The organism is Nonomuraea typhae (assembly GCF_009760925.1).
GTDB classification, from domain to species: Bacteria; Actinomycetota; Actinomycetes; order Streptosporangiales; family Streptosporangiaceae; genus Nonomuraea; species Nonomuraea typhae.
Window position 1 is genome coordinate 93,573 of the sequence record NZ_VRLV01000013.1, and the last position, 14,175, is coordinate 107,747.

Sequence of the window (14,175 nt, forward strand, 5' to 3'; positions counted from 1 at the left end):
GAGCGTCAGATGAGGCCGAGCTCCTTGACCGCGTCGCGCTCCTCGGCGAGCTCGCGCACGGAGGCGTCGATGCGCTCGCGGGAGAAGGCGTCGATCTCGAGGCCCTGGATGATCTCCCAGGCGCCGTTCACGGCGCGGACCGGGAAGGAGGAGATGAGTCCCTCGGGCACGCCGTAGGAGCCGTCGGAGACGATCGCGGCGGAGGTCCAGTCGGTGCCGTTGACCCAGTCGTAGACGTGGTCGATCGCGGCGTTGGCGGCGCTGGCCGCGCTGGAGGCGCCGCGGGCCTCGATGATGGCGGCGCCGCGCTTGGCGACGGTCGGGATGAAGGTGTCGCGCAGCCAGGACTCGTCCACCTGCTCGGCCGCGATCTTGCCGCCGACCTCGGCGTGGAACAGGTCGGGGTACTGCGTGGCCGAGTGGTTGCCCCAGATGGTCATCTTCTTGATCTCGGTGACCGGGACCTGGAGCTTGGCGGCGAGCTGGGACAGCGCGCGGTTGTGGTCGAGGCGGGTCATCGCGGTGAAGCGGCCGGCCGGGACGTCGGGCGCGTTCCGCTGGGCGATGAGCGCGTTGGTGTTGGCCGGGTTGCCCACGACCAGGACCTTGATGTCGCCGGCGGCGTGATCGTTGATCGCCTTGCCCTGCGGGCCAAAGATGCCGCCGTTGGCGCCGAGCAGGTCGCCGCGCTCCATGCCGGCCTTGCGGGGCATGGCGCCGACGAGGAGGGCGACGTTGGCGCCGTCGAAGGCGACATTGGGGTCGTCGGTGATCTCGATGCCGGACAGCAGCGGGAACGCGCAGTCGTCGAGCTCCATCGCGGTGCCCTCGGCCGCCTTCACCGCCTGCGGGATCTCCAGCAGGCTCAGCTTCACCGGGACGTCGGCGCCGAGCAGCTGACCCGACGCGATGCGGAACAGGAGCGCGTACCCGATCTGTCCGGCGGCGCCGGTGACGGTCACCTTGACGGGCGTGGCCATGGCCTTCCCCTAACTCGCAGGATGATTCATTGACTTTCGGATGCTACCCGCTCGTCACTCGCAGGGTTCCATCAAGGGGGCTTTGAGCTCGGGTGCGAAGTCCACGTTGCCGAAATGCTTCCGCAGCAGCTTCGCGACGGTGCCGTCGGTGTAGAGCTGGGCGATGACGCCGGAGACCGCCTTGCAGGTACGGCTGTCGCCGCGCTTGATGCCGACGGCGTAGCGCTGGCTGTTGAGCTTGGCGCCGAGGACGGAGAAGCGCAGGCTCGTCTCCCGGTTGGCGAAGCCGGCCAGCAGGAGGTCCTCGCCGGGGATCGCGTCCACCTCGCCGCTCTTGATCTTGTCCATGCACTGCGCGTAGTTGTCGGCCGGGACCGGCTCCACCTTGACGCGGTCCTGCACGTTGGCCACGGACGGGCTGCTGGGCGCGCAGAGCCGCCTGCCCTGGAGGTCTTGCAGCGTCCTGACGTTGGCGCCCGAGCGCACCAGCACGTCGTGGTGGGCGACATAGTACGGCCCGGCGAACAGCACGTCCTCGTCCGGGTCGACGGAGTAGGTGGCCACGACCAGATCCACCTTGCCGGACTTCAGCGAGGCCGCCCGGTCGAAGCGTCCCACCTGGGCGTAGGTCACGTCCTTGGCCCCGAGGGCCCGGGCGATCCGCTGGGCCAGCTCGACGTCGAAACCCTGGAACGATCCGTCCCGCCCCAGCCCGATGCCGGGCAGATCGCCCTTGACGCCGATGGTGAGCTTCCCGGTCTGGCCGACCTTGTCGATCACCGAGGCGAAGTCCCCCGGCTGCGTGTTCCCGCCGCCGCTGGACGGCTGCGCCCCGAAGGCCCACGGCCAGTCGTTGAGCACGGCCAGGACCGCGGCGGCGGCCAGCAGGAGCAGCGCCACGGCCACCGCGATCCACCGCCCCGGCCCCTTGCCCCGCTTCTTCGGGGCGGGCGGCTTCACCGGTGGGGACGGTGGGGGCTGCTCTTGCGGCGGTGGCCCGTTGACGAGCTCCGCGAGCTGCGCCTGCCCCCGCGACACGGCCGGCGGCTGCGTCGTCACGTTGGGCACCGGCGCCGGGTCGGTCACCGGCTTCCGGTCGGCCAGCGTCGTGCGCACCCGGGTGAACGGCGTCGTGTCGTCACTGGCGACCTCCGCGCCCCTGGACAACACGGCCGTGGACGCCCCGGAGGTGTCGGGCTGGCCGAGCAGCCGCAGCAGCAGCTGGTCGGCGGTCGGCCGCGCCTGCGGATCCTTGGCCAGCGCCGAGGCGACCACGCTGCGCAGCGGCTCGGGCATCGCGCTGACGTCCACCTCGTGGTTGAGGATCCGGTTCAGCACGACCGCGATCGAGCTGCCCTCGAACACCGTCACCCCGGTCGCCGCGAACGCGATCGTGGCGCCCCAGGCGAACACGTCGGTGTAGGGGCCGACGTCGTCGCCGGCGATCTGCTCGGGCGCCATGTAGGCGGGTGTCCCGATGGCCCGGCTGGTGATGGTGCCGGTGGAGTCGACGATGCGGGCGATGCCGAAGTCCACCACGCGCGGGCCGTCGGCGGCGATCAGCACGTTGTCGGGCTTGAAGTCGCGGTGCACGATCGAGGCGTGGTGGATGGCGGTCAGCGCGGTCGCGGTGCCGATGGCCAGCCGGTCGAGCGCGGTGCCGCGCAGCGGGCCGTCGTCGTCGACGAGGTCGCGCAGGGGCACGCCGTCGATGTACTCGCTGGCGATGTAGGGCGTGTTCCCGTCGAGGTCGGCTTCCATGACGCGGGCCGTACAAAAGGAGGCGACCCGTTCGGCCGCCTTCAGCTCCCGCGCGAACCGCGATCTGGCGATGGTGTCACCGCTGAACTTGACGTGCAGGAGCTTGATCGCCGCCCGCTCGCCCTGTTCGTTGACGCCCAGGTAGACGATGCCCTGCCCGCCCTCGCCGACGCGCCCGGTCAGCCGGAACGAGCCCAGCTGCCCGGGATCACCGGCAACGAGCGGCGCGATCTGCGGCATTGACCATCCCCACGTGTGCACAAAACCCCAACGAGGCAAACTTTACGACGCTCAGGAAGTCCTCAGGGAACCGTTAACCGTTCGTAACGTCGCAAACGATGCGCGCCATGCCCGCCTGCCGCGGCTCTGTCGCGTCGGGATAATCGACCCGGAGCAGCCGCGGGCCGGGTATGCTCCGCCCGACCGCCTCCAGAGTTTCGGGCAGCCGGCCGTCGTTGACAAGGCCGACACGGATGGTGGCGATGGACGGCGGACTCGGTTCCCTGTTTTCCGACCGCCACCGGAATGAGATTCTGGCGGCATGCATGACATCGTCCTCTTCGGCGCCACCGGCTACACCGGGCGGCTCATCGCCGCCTACCTGGCCGGAATAGAGGGTCTCGACTGGGCCGTCGCCGGGCGGGACCGGGCCAGGCTGGAGGCGCTCGGCCACGGCGTGCCCGTCCTGGTCGCCGACGTGGGCGAGCCGGACTCCATCGCGGCCCTGGCCCGGCGGGCACGCGTGCTCATCACCACCGTCGGCCCCTACATCTCGTACGGCGAGCCGCTCGTGGCCGCCTGCGCCGAGGCCGGCACCCACTACGTGGACCTGACCGGCGAGCCGGAGTTCGTGGACCGCATGTACCTGCTCCACCACGACCGGGCCGTGGCCTCCGGGGCGAAGATCGTACATGCCTGCGGCTTCGACTCCATCCCCTATGACCTGGGCGTCCTGCACAACGTCAGCCGGCTGCCCGAGGGCGTGCCGATCAAGGTGAGCGCGTTCATGCGGGGCGGCGGGCGGCCCTCCGGCGGGACGTTCCACTCGGCGGTGATCTCGATGTCGCGGGTGCGGCAGCTGGCCGAGGCGTCCGCGCGCCGCTGGGCGGCGGAGGTCCGGCCGCCCGGCCGCAAGGTGGACGTGCTGCCCGGCCCGCCGCGCTTCGTGGGCGGGTACGCGCTGCCGATGCCGACCATCGACCCGCAGATCGTGGGCCGCTCCGCCTGGGCGCTGGAGCGCTACGGCCCCGACTTCACCTACCGCCAGTACTTCGCCGTGCGCCGCCTGCCCGCGGCGCTCACGCTGGCCGGCGGCGCCGCCGCGCTGACCTTCCTGGCCCAGATCCCCTCCGCCCGGTCCTTCCTGCTCAACCGGCTGCGGCCCGGCGACGGGCCCACGCCGGAGCAGCGGGCCGCGAGCTGGTTCAAGCTCACGCTCCTGGGCGAGGGCGGCGGGGCGCGGGTGGTGACCGAGGTGTCCGGCACCGACCCCGGCTACGGCGGGACCGCGAAGATGATCTCCGAGGCGGCGCTGTGCTTGGCCTTCGACGACACCCCCAAAGTCGCCGGGCAGGTGACCACGGCGGTGGCGATGGGCGATGCGCTGATCGAGCGGCTGGGCCGTACCGGCGCGGTCAGGTTCGCGGAGAGGTCCTAGGGTGTCACCGCGCACTCGCGCCTGAAGAACTCCAGCCAGCTGCCGTCCAGCGGCGGCTCCAGGGCCGCGGTCACCTCAGCGCTGCCCCACCACGCCGAGGTGCGGAAGACCACCGGCGCCTCCTTCCACGCGGCCGCGCAGTCGCCGATCTCCAGGCCGAGTACGACGTCGAAGCGCTGCCCCGCGGCCACCTCGCGGGGGAAGTCCGCGGCGACCAGGCGAACGTCCTCGGCCCGCAGGCCGACGCCGGTCAGCGTGATCGGGTAGAAGCTGTCGTTGACGAAGGTCACGGTGGCGGCGGCCATCGGGTCGCGCTCCCTGCCCAGCTCGTCGGCGAGCGTCTGCGCCGCGAACTGGCTGAGGTCGTACTGGGTGATCCGCGGGATCGACGACCAGGCGAAGGCGAGCAGCACCGCCAGCACGACGCCGAGCATGGCGGCCCGGCCATGGCGCACAAGGGCCGCTTCGGGATTCAGCCGATCCCAGACCTCATTCGGAATCACGTCGGCATTCTGCTAGCTTTTCGATCGTGATGAAAGGTGATCGTTGTTAATCCCGCTTGGTTTAGCGCTGATTATCATCGTTATCGGGCTGGCGCTCGGTGCGCGTTCGCTCCCCCGGCCCGTCCTGGAGCGCTTCGCCCGCCGCCAGGGGCTGCTGGTCACGCCCTATAACGGCGACCACGTCATCGCCTATCTCCGGGCGGTACGATCCTGGCGCGGAGCGGGCCTGCTCGGCGGCATCGCCTTTTCCCTGTATTTCCTGGGAAACCTGAATCTCCTCTTTCTCTTGTACGGCTGGCTCACCGGAGTGCTCGTCGCCGAATTCCAGCTGGCCGCCACCAGGCCACGCCATTGGGGCGGGCGGCGGCTCGAGCTGATCCCCCGCGCGCAGCTGGTCCTGTGGTGGCTGATCGCGCTCGCCTGCTGGGCGATGGCCGGTGTGTTCGTGGTCCGGTCGTTCACCGGCGAAATGGGCGTGGCCGAACGGTTCTTCCTGGCCGTGCCGCCCGTCGTGGCGCTGGCCGTACACCTGGTGCTGCGGGACCTGCGCGGGCGGGCCCTGCCCGCGGGGACCATGGACCTGGTGGCCGCCGAGTTCACCGCGCGCAGGACCTCGGCCCGCGTGCTGCTGGCCGGCGGCGGCGCCGTCACGTTCCTCAGCACGGGCGTCCTCCTGCTCGGGATCCTCCCGGCCCCGGCCCCTCCGCCGCCGACGATCGAACGCGGCCCCCTGCCGCCCATGCGGTTCGCCCGCGCGCAGCCGGATCGGGACCGGTGGGAAATGTGGACCGAGCGCGGGCAGCCGACGCCGTTGAGAGCGGCCGACCCGAGCGGCCCGCTCGCCGCCAGCGGCGACGGCGCGCACGTGATCTACCGCGACCGCGGCACCGGCAGACTGGTCTACCGCGGCCCGAACAGGACCGGCGCCCAAGAGCTCCCCGGCGCGGGCGAGATCGTCTTCTCCCGCGACGGCCGCCACGCCGCCATCGGCACGAGCCTGGTCGACACGAAGACCGGCGCCGCCGTCACCGTGAACGCCGCCCGGATCCTCGGCATCGGCGGCGACCGGGTCGTCGGCACCGCCGGCCCGCGCGCCCTGCCCGGCACGCCCGCGACCGAGGTGCTCGTCTTCGACCTGCGTGGCGCCTTGCTGTCCCGCGCACCCCTCGACCCCTCCCTCGACGTACGGCTCACGCCGGACGGCACCGCGCTGACCGTGCTGACCTTCGACGACGTGGTGACCATGGACCCGGCCACCGGCGAGGTCCTGGGCAGGAAGCGGCTGAAACTCCCGCCCCGCACCGCCGACCAGGCCAGCCTGGGCTGGTCGGCGGACGGGCGGCTGCTGATCAAGGCCGAGCCGGGCGGCGCGGGCGGCCCCGGCCACTACCTGGTCGACGTGCGGACCGGCGCGGCCGAGGCCCTGAAGGAGATGCCGGAGCCCCGCGCCGGGCTGGTGTACGGGAGCGTCACGTGATCCGCCGGAGCCTGGCCGCGGCCGTCCTGGCGGCCGCCGTATGGGTCGTGCTGCCGCTCTGGCAGGGCGAGGACCTCGCGACGGTCCCGCCGGCGATCTCCGCCGCGGGCGCCCCCGCCCGGCTCGACGGCCCGGCGCCGGACCCCGTCCGCTACGCCTATGCGCCCACCTGCGACCAGGAGCCCGCCTGCTCGCACTGGAACCTCGTCTCGGCCGGCCGGCGCTGGTGGCTGCCCGGCGCCTCGGCCGTGAACCAGCTCGCGCTCAGCGCGGACGGCACCCTGGCCGCCTACTGGCTGGACGCGAAACGCGGCAACGTCGTGCACGACCTGACGACCGGCCGGATCAGGCCCCTGCCGGTCGCCAAGGACGCGATCGGCGTGGAGGAGGGCCTGCAGCCGCTCTTCTCCCCTGACAACCGGTACCTCATGATGCAGCGCGACCAGGACCCGCCGGAGGTCGTCGACCTCGTCGGCGGAACCGTGCGCCGCATGCCGTACGTCGGCGCCGTGCGCGGCTGGAGCGCCTCCGGCCTCGTCTTCGCCGCGACGGAACCGGCCCGCGACCTGCCCGGGTACGTCGCCAGGACCATCTTCACGATCCGCACCCCGGAGGGCCGGCCGCTGCGCGCCCTCACGCTGCCCGGCGACCTGTCGGCCACCGGCGCCCTCTCCCCCTCCGGCCGCACGCTCGCCACGCCGGCCAGGCAGGCGACGCCGGAGGCCATGGCCACGACCGGCATCGTGTTCACCGGAGACCGCCCGCGCACGCTCACCCCGCACCCGCCACCGGGCTGGACCGTCACCGGCATCCTCCGCTGGCAGGACGAGCGCACCCTGGTCGCCGCCATCGGCGACGAGGAGGGCCGCCACGGTTACGTCACGCTGGACGCGGAGACCGGCGCCACGGGCGCCCCCGCGATCGTCGAGCGGCCCGCGGCCGACCTCCCGTTCGTCTGGACCGACCCGGTGGTCGGCAGCCTCTCCTAGTACGGCAGCGCGCGGGCGGCGAAGTCCTTGCGCAGGAACGGCGCCTTGAACTTCGGGAACGCCACGGTGCCGACGTCACCGTCGGAGGTGAACCGCATGTCCGGGTTGTTCTTGAGCCAGTCCAGCCACGCCGTCGAGCAGAACTGCGTGCAGTCGCCCTTCTTGTCCATCGCCTTGATGCGCGGGATGCCGAGCGGATCGAAGGTCTTGGTGAACGGCGCCGGCGCGGGCGTGTACCCGGCCAGGAAGACGCCGCTGTGGTTGTAGGCCACGCCGTCGCCCTTGCCGCGCAGCGCCCAGTCCTTCTTGCGCGGCTGGCTCCCGTACGGCAGGGCCAGCGTCACCGGCTGGTGGTAGGCCAGGGAGTTGACCTGCTTCTGGATCGAGGTGATCTGCTCGGTCACCTCCTTCTGGGAGCGGGTGCCCAGGTTGACGTGGTCGCGGGTGTGGTTGCCGATGTCGAAGCCGTTGTCCTTCAGCCAGAGCAGCGCCTGGGCCTGCTCCTCCTTGACGGTCTTGCCGAACATGTCACGGGTGACGTAGAAGGTGGCGACCGGGCGGAAGCCGGGGTGCTTGGCGGCGATCTCGCGCAGGATGGCTACGGCGGTGTCCTGCCGGGGCACCCCGAGGTCGTCGAGGTCGAGCTGAGAGGGCGAGGAGTCGTCGAAGGTGAGCACGACCGGGTGTTTGCCCGCCGGGATGCCGATCTTCCCGGTGGCGTACTCGGCCGCGGTGATCGGGACGTAGCCGTCAGCGGCCAGGCGTTCGAGGTCGGCGCGGAACTTCTCGGGCGTCCGGTCGTCGTCGGAGCCCGGATTCTTGATGATCCGGTGGTACATCAGCACCGGCACCTGACCCAGCTCGTTGGCCTTGACCTTGGCCGCCGCCGCGGCCTTGGCCTGCTTGGCCTGCTGGATCCTGACCGCCGCGTCGGCCTGCGTGACCGGCTTGACGGCCGGTTCGGATCCACACCCAGTCACGACCGCGCCAAGCGCGACCAATCCGAGAACGCCTCTCAGACGCATCGGTTCCCCCCACACAATGCGACCTTTCAGTTACTCCGTGTGACGTGCCCATGCGGCAACTGCGCCACTCCGTCGTACGGCAAAAGAGATCGCCAAAGGTGGGCCTGTCGCGGGCGGACCGGCCACCGGATATCTTGATGTCAAGCAATCGCAGACGTGGAGCGGACATCCGGTGACAGATTCGACCATCATTTACACGCACACCGACGAGGCCCCAGCCCTGGCCACGTACTCGTTCCTGCCGGTGATCCAGGCGTACGCCGCCAAGGCCGGAGTGCGCGTGGAAAGCCGTGACATCTCCCTGGCCGGGCGGATCATCGCCAGCTTCCCCGAGCGGCTCGACGAGAGCCGGCGCATCGGCGACGCCCTGGCCGAGCTCGGCGAGCTGGCGAAGACCCCTGCGGCCAACATCATCAAGCTGCCGAACATCTCCGCCTCGATCCCGCAGCTCAAGGGCGCCATCGCCGAACTCCGGGAGCAGGGCTACGACCTGCCCGACTATCCGGAGGACCCGAAGACCGACGAGGAGCGCGAGATCCGCGCCCGCTACGACAAGGTCAAGGGCAGCGCGGTCAACCCCGTGCTGCGCGAGGGCAACTCCGACCGCCGCGCCCCGGCCTCGGTGAAGGCGTACGCCAAGGCCCACCCGCACCGCATGGGCAAGTGGAGCGCGGACTCCAAGACCAACGTGGCCCACATGACCGCCGACGACTTCCGCTCCTCGGAGAAGTCCGCGATCCTGAAGAAGGCCACGACGCTGCGCATCGAGCTCCACGGCGACGACGGCAGCACCACGGTGCTGCGCGAGTCGGTGCCGGTCCTGGAGGGCGAGGTCGTCGACGCCTCGGTCATGCGGGTGGCCGCGCTGCGCGAGTTCCTCACCGCCCAGGTGGCCCGCGCCAAGGCCGACGGCGTGCTCTTCTCGGTGCATCTGAAGGCGACGATGATGAAGGTCTCCGACCCGATCATCTTCGGCCACGTGATCCGCGCCTTCTTCCCCAACACCTTCGCCACGTACGGCGAGCAGCTCGCCCAGGCGGGCCTGAGCCCGAACGACGGCCTGGGCACGATCCTCGGCGCCGCGAGCGAGGAGATCAAGGCGAGCTTCGCGGCCGAGCTGGCCGAGGGCCCGGCGCTGGCCATGGTCGACTCCGACCGCGGCATCACGAACCTGCACGTGCCCAGCGACGTCATCGTGGACGCCTCGATGCCGGCGATGATCCGCCAGTCCGGCCACATGTGGGGCCCCGACGGCAACGAGGCCGACACGCTGGCCGTCATCCCGGACAGCAGCTACGCCGGCATCTACCAGGCCGTCCTCGACGACTGCCGCGCCCACGGCGCCTTCGACCCCGCGACCATGGGCTCGGTGCCGAACGTCGGCCTCATGGCGCAGAAGGCCGAGGAGTACGGCAGCCACGACAAGACCTTCGAGATCCCGGCCACCGGCCAGGTACGCGTCGTGGACGCCGACGGCGCCGTGGTGCTGGAGCACACGGTCAGCGCCGGTGACATCTGGCGCATGTGCCAGACCAAGGACATCCCCGTCCAGGACTGGGTGAAGCTCGCCGTCTCGCGTGCCCGCGCGACCGGCGACCCGGCGGTCTTCTGGCTCGACGCGACCCGTGCCCACGACGCCAGCCTGATCGAGAAGGTCAACGCCTACCTGCCGGAGCACGACACCGAGGGCCTGGACATCAGGATCCTGGCGCCGGTCGAGGCGATCACGTTCTCGCTGGAGCGCATCCGCCGGGGCGAGAACACCATCTCGGTCACCGGCAACGTGCTGCGCGACTACCTGACCGACCTGTTCCCGATCCTGGAGCTGGGCACCAGCGCCAAGATGCTCTCGATCGTCCCGCTGCTGGCCGGCGGCGGTCTGTTCGAGACCGGCGCGGGCGGCTCCGCGCCCAAGCACGTGCAGCAGCTCGTCAAGGAGAACTACCTGCGCTGGGACAGCCTCGGCGAGTTCCTCGCGCTCGCGGCCAGCTTCGAGCACCTCGCCAGGACCACGGGCAATGCCCGCGCCCAGATCCTGGCCGACACGCTCGACCGCGCGACGGCGACGTTCCTCAACGAGAACAAGTCGCCGGCCCGCAAGCTGGGCGGCATCGACAACCGCGGCAGCCACTTCTTCCTGTCCCTGTACTGGGCCCAGGAGCTGGCCAAGCAGACCGACGACGCCGAGGTGGCGGCGGCGTTCGCCGGTCTGGCCAAGACGCTGTCCGACCAGGAGCAGGTGATCTCGGACGAGCTGCTGGCCGTCCAGGGCTCGCCCGTGGACCTCGGCGGCTACTTCCAGCCGGACCCGGCCAAGGCGGCGGCGGTCATGCGCCCGTCGAAGACCTTCAACCAGGCCATCGACAGCCTCTGACGGCATCGGAAACGGGCGGTGGGTGCGCACCCCACCGCCCTTTCTGTCGCTATCCCCCGAGCAACTGGAGCACGGCGGGCTTGAGCACGTCGCCGAACTGCAGGAACATCCCCACGGCCACCAGGCCGACGCCGAATCCCCCGTAGAGCACCATGTCGGTCCGCGGCGTCCGGACCGCCATGAGCCCGCCGTACCCCGCGAAACGCAACGCGCCGGCCACGAGCAGCACGGCGCCCAGCGCGAACGCCCCCCACTCGGCGTCCACGAAGAGGATCGTGAGCACGGCAAGCACCGCTCCCGCCAGAATCAACGGGAACGGCCCCCATCCCTCACCGCTCGTCAATAGGTTTCCATTTCTGATCGCGCTCCCCAATGTACTCACTATCGGGGCGAATCAGCCGGTTGTCCGCGTGTTGCTCGATGACGTGCGCCGTCCAGCCGGACATGCGGCTGATCGAGAAGACCGCCGTGAACAGGTCGGTCGGAATCCCCAGGTAGTGGTAGACCGAAGCGGCGTAGAAGTCCACGTTCGGGTAGAGGCCCTTGGTCTCGAAGACCACCTCTTCCATCTCCTTGGACATCCGGTAGTACTTCGGGTCGTCCCCCGACAGCTCCTCCGACATGCGGCGCAGGTGTGTGGCGCGCGGGTCCTCGGTCTTGTAGACGCGGTGGCCGAAGCCCATGATCTTCTCGCCCGCGGCGAGCTTGTCGCGTACGGCCTGCGCCACGCCGTCCGGCGAGATCGACTCCAGCGTCTTCATGACCTGCTCGTTGGCGCCGCCGTGCAGGGGGCCCTTCAGCGTGCCGATGGCCGCGACGATGGCGGAGTGCATGTCCGACAGCGTCGCCGCGCAGACCCGGGCGGCGAACGTCGAGGCGTTCATGGTGTGGTCGGCGTGCAGCACCAGGCACTCGTCGAAGATCTCCGCCTCGCGTGCGGAGGGTGCGTGGCCGGCCACCTGGAGCAGGAAGTTGCCGGCGATGCTGAGCGACGGGTCGGCCTCCGGCACGCCCTTGCCCGAGCGGGCGGCGTGGTAGTGGGCGACCAGGAGCGGCTGCTGGGCGGTCAGCCGGGCGGCCTTGCGCAGGTCGGCCTCGGGCGCGATCGAGTCGCGGTCGGGGTCGTCGGCGCTGGCCAGCGAGACCAGTGAGCGCAACGCCTCCATGGGTTTCTGCTTACCGGCGATCTCGGCGATGTTGGCCGAGACGAGCGGGCCGAGTTCCCGCCCGGCGACCAGCTCGTCACCGAACGCCTGGAGCTCGGCGCGGTTGGGGAGCTTGCCGCGCTGGAGCAGATGCGCGGTCTCTTCGAACGTCGCGTGGCCGGCCAGGTCGTGGATGTCGTATCCGCGGTAGAACAGGCGACCGGCCCTGCCGTCGATGTCGCTGAGTGCCGTGGACGCGGCTACGACATCTGCCAGGCCTTTAGTGTTGTCCGCCATGGGCGCTTCCTCCGCTTATCGTCGCTGGAAGTCTACCCGTGAGCAGGCAAAACCGGCCGCAGAGGTCCAGACCAATTTCATGCTGGATTCTCCTTATGGCAAAGGCGATTCCCCATCCCCTCGTTTGGGTAAGCCGGAGCTGTAGTAATAGTTACGGCGGGCTACCCGAGGAGGAACTGCCGCCGTCTCACGCTGCGTCCGCTAACGGAAGGGAACTGCCGTGGAGGGGCCGTTCATACGCATCGAGGACACTGGCGAGGTGGTCCCGTTGCGCCCCGAGATCACGACGGTCGGCAGAGGTCGCGGTGTCGACATCCGACTCACCGATCCCAGCGTGTCTCGGCTCCATGCCGAATTCGTCCGGAGAGGACCCTACCTGTACGTCGTTGACCTGGGCTTGTCCCGCAACGGCACCCGGGTGAACGGCAGGCCGATCGCCCGGAGGGTCCTCGACGACGGCGACGTCGTCTCCTTCGGCGCCGCCCGCGGCCGGATCGGCGGGGTTCCGCGCGAGGACTTCACCCCCGAGGTGGAGCTGAGGAGAGCGGCGGCCCCGGAGCTGACCCGGCGCGAGGTCGACGTGCTGACCTCGCTGTGCCGGCCGGCGCTGTCGGACGAGGCGTTCGTCGCTCCGGCGACCGCCCGCGAGATCGCCGACGACCTGGTGGTGACCGAGGCCGCGGTCAAGCAGCACCTTCTGCGGCTCTACCAGAAGTTCAGAATCCCCGAAGGAACCAACCGGCGCACCCGGCTGGCCAACGAGGTCGTCGCCCTCGGCCTGGTCCGGCCCACCCCCGTGGTGCCGCCGCAGCGGTCAGGAACACCGGCGGAGCAGCAGCCGTCGGCGGCGGGACGCAGGGCTTCATAGGAAACGGATCGCTACCGGGGCTTCGGCGAGGGGTTCCGGCAGCACCAGAGGCCCGGATCCCGGCGTTATCGTGCCCAGGACGCGTGCGCCCACCGCACCGGTGCAACTGGGCACGGTAGCGGGCAGACCATGCGCGGTCAGCCAGCCGAACAGCGAGAACGCGATGGCCTCCTTCGCGTCCGCGGGCACGCCCAGCTCGTCGCTGGGCACGAGCCGGGCCGCGGTGCGCTCGCGCAGCATGCCCATGAGCGTGGGATTGCGCACGCCGCCCCCGGAGACGACCACGGTGTCGAGGGCGTGCCGCCGGATCTCCGCCGCCACCGTCTCGGCGGTGAGCGCGGTCAGCGTCGCCACGAGATCGGCCTGCGCGAGCGGGGTCTCCCTCACGTACGAGGCCGTGAACAGTTCCTTGCCCGTCGTCTTGGGCGGCTCGAGCGCGTAGTACGGCTCGGCGAGCAGCTCCGCCAGCAGGCGCTCGTCGATCTTCCCCGCCGCGCCGAGCACCCCGTCCTTGTCGTACGGCGGCGCCGCCGCGTCGATCAGCGCGCAGGCCGGCCCGGTGTCGTAGGCGATGGCCGCGCCGGCGACCGTGAGGTTGGCGATGCCCCCGAGGTTGAGCGCGCCGGCCCGGCCGCCGAGGCCGTTGAGCATGAGCAGGTCGAGATAGGACACCAGCGGCGCCCCGTTGCCTCCGGCGGCCACGTCCCGCACGCGCAGGTCGGAGACGACGGGCAGCCCGGTGCACTCGGCGATCCAGGCGGGCTGGCCGAGCTGGAGCGTGCCCAGGACGCCGCCGCCGGAGACCCAGTGGAAGAGGGTCTGCCCGTGGGAGCAGACGAGGTCGGCCGGCCCCGCCGTACGGGCTGCTTCGGCGAACTCCTGGCCGATGAGGGTGTCCAGGGCGCAGACCTCGCCCATGCCGACCTCGCCGGGCGGCAGGGCGGCGACGATGCGGGCCCTCAGGTCCTCGGGGTAGGGGCGCTCGCCGGTGGCGAGGATCGTGCCGGTGAGCACGCCGCCGGCCGGCGTCCAGTCGACGATCGCGGTGTCGATCCCGTCGTGGGACGTTCCCGACATCATCCCGAGGACCCGCATGGCT

The 14,175-nt window shown here is 70.9% G+C and carries 12 protein-coding genes; 5 read left to right on the forward strand and 7 right to left on the reverse strand.

All coding sequences use genetic code 11. The features are described from left to right. Positions 1-5: 5 nt before the first annotated feature. Together FVE25_RS38205 and FVE25_RS38210 are read right to left on the reverse strand one after the other, a co-directional pair. Complete coding sequence (locus FVE25_RS38205) at positions 6-980, reverse strand: malate dehydrogenase (RefSeq protein WP_157252375.1); 975 nt, start codon at positions 978-980, stop codon at positions 6-8. Between the two features lie 54 nt (positions 981-1,034). Then, positions 1,035-2,981, reverse strand: a complete 1,947-nt coding sequence (locus FVE25_RS38210; RefSeq protein WP_157252376.1) for a serine/threonine-protein kinase — start codon at positions 2,979-2,981, stop codon at positions 1,035-1,037. Between the two features lie 301 nt (positions 2,982-3,282). Between FVE25_RS38210 and FVE25_RS38215 the strand changes: the two genes are divergently transcribed. Further along, positions 3,283-4,398: a saccharopine dehydrogenase family protein gene (locus FVE25_RS38215; RefSeq protein ID WP_157252377.1), complete on the forward strand. Its 1,116-nt coding sequence runs from the start codon at positions 3,283-3,285 to the stop codon at positions 4,396-4,398. Here FVE25_RS38215 and FVE25_RS38220 read toward each other — a convergent pair. After that, a complete protein-coding gene (locus FVE25_RS38220) occupies positions 4,395-4,901 on the reverse strand; it encodes a hypothetical protein (RefSeq protein WP_157252378.1) in 507 nt (168 codons plus the stop codon). The genes FVE25_RS38215 and FVE25_RS38220 overlap by 4 nt on opposite strands. 43 nt (positions 4,902-4,944) lie before the next feature. Between FVE25_RS38220 and FVE25_RS38225 the strand changes: the two genes are divergently transcribed. Both FVE25_RS38225 and FVE25_RS38230 read left to right on the forward strand, forming a co-directional pair. Then, positions 4,945-6,378 (forward strand): WD40 repeat domain-containing protein, encoded by a 1,434-nt coding sequence (locus FVE25_RS38225; RefSeq protein WP_157252379.1) that lies wholly within the window; start codon positions 4,945-4,947, stop codon positions 6,376-6,378. Further along, positions 6,375-7,367 (forward strand): TolB-like translocation protein, encoded by a 993-nt coding sequence (locus FVE25_RS38230; RefSeq protein ID WP_157252380.1) that lies wholly within the window; start codon positions 6,375-6,377, stop codon positions 7,365-7,367. The genes FVE25_RS38225 and FVE25_RS38230 overlap by 4 nt, the downstream gene beginning before the upstream one ends. Here the strand turns inward: FVE25_RS38230 and FVE25_RS38235 are convergent. After that, the gene (locus tag FVE25_RS38235; RefSeq protein ID WP_246268092.1) at positions 7,364-8,347 is read right to left on the reverse strand and encodes a polysaccharide deacetylase family protein; all 984 of its coding nucleotides are present in this window, start codon (positions 8,345-8,347) and stop codon (positions 7,364-7,366) included. The two genes, FVE25_RS38230 and FVE25_RS38235, sit on opposite strands and share 4 nt — an antisense overlap. 217 nt (positions 8,348-8,564) lie before the next feature. Between FVE25_RS38235 and FVE25_RS38240 the strand changes: the two genes are divergently transcribed. Beyond that, positions 8,565-10,766, forward strand: a complete 2,202-nt coding sequence (locus tag FVE25_RS38240; RefSeq protein ID WP_157252382.1) for an NADP-dependent isocitrate dehydrogenase — start codon at positions 8,565-8,567, stop codon at positions 10,764-10,766. 49 nt (positions 10,767-10,815) lie between these two features. Here FVE25_RS38240 and FVE25_RS38245 read toward each other — a convergent pair whose 3' ends face one another. Both FVE25_RS38245 and FVE25_RS38250 read right to left on the reverse strand, forming a co-directional pair. Beyond that, positions 10,816-11,148, reverse strand: coding sequence for a DUF3017 domain-containing protein (locus FVE25_RS38245; RefSeq protein WP_281367949.1), 333 nt, complete (start codon positions 11,146-11,148; stop codon positions 10,816-10,818). Continuing rightward, the gene (locus tag FVE25_RS38250; RefSeq protein ID WP_157252384.1) at positions 11,096-12,208 is read right to left on the reverse strand and encodes a citrate/2-methylcitrate synthase; all 1,113 of its coding nucleotides are present in this window, start codon (positions 12,206-12,208) and stop codon (positions 11,096-11,098) included. Before FVE25_RS38250 ends, FVE25_RS38245 begins: the two co-directional genes overlap by 53 nt. 220 nt (positions 12,209-12,428) lie before the next feature. Here FVE25_RS38250 and FVE25_RS38255 point away from each other — a divergent pair, with 220 nt between their 5' ends. After that, the gene (locus tag FVE25_RS38255; protein WP_157252385.1) at positions 12,429-13,076 is read left to right on the forward strand and encodes an FHA domain-containing protein; all 648 of its coding nucleotides are present in this window, start codon (positions 12,429-12,431) and stop codon (positions 13,074-13,076) included. Here FVE25_RS38255 and FVE25_RS38260 read toward each other — a convergent pair. Then, positions 13,071-14,171 (reverse strand): anhydro-N-acetylmuramic acid kinase, encoded by a 1,101-nt coding sequence (locus tag FVE25_RS38260; RefSeq protein WP_157252386.1) that lies wholly within the window; start codon positions 14,169-14,171, stop codon positions 13,071-13,073. The two genes, FVE25_RS38255 and FVE25_RS38260, sit on opposite strands and share 6 nt — an antisense overlap. Between the last annotated feature and the right edge of the window lie 4 nt (positions 14,172-14,175).

Coding starts and splice junctions, on each gene's coding strand:
- FVE25_RS38205 (WP_157252375.1), bottom strand. CDS start 980: ATGGCCACGCCCGTCAAGGTGACCGTCACCGGCGCCGCCGGACAGATC.
- FVE25_RS38210 (WP_157252376.1), bottom strand. CDS start 2,981: ATGCCGCAGATCGCGCCGCTCGTTGCCGGTGATCCCGGGCAGCTGGGC.
- FVE25_RS38215 (WP_157252377.1), top strand. CDS start 3,283: ATGCATGACATCGTCCTCTTCGGCGCCACCGGCTACACCGGGCGGCTC.
- FVE25_RS38250 (WP_157252384.1), bottom strand. CDS start 12,208: ATGGCGGACAACACTAAAGGCCTGGCAGATGTCGTAGCCGCGTCCACG.
- FVE25_RS38260 (WP_157252386.1), bottom strand. CDS start 14,171: ATGCGGGTCCTCGGGATGATGTCGGGAACGTCCCACGACGGGATCGAC.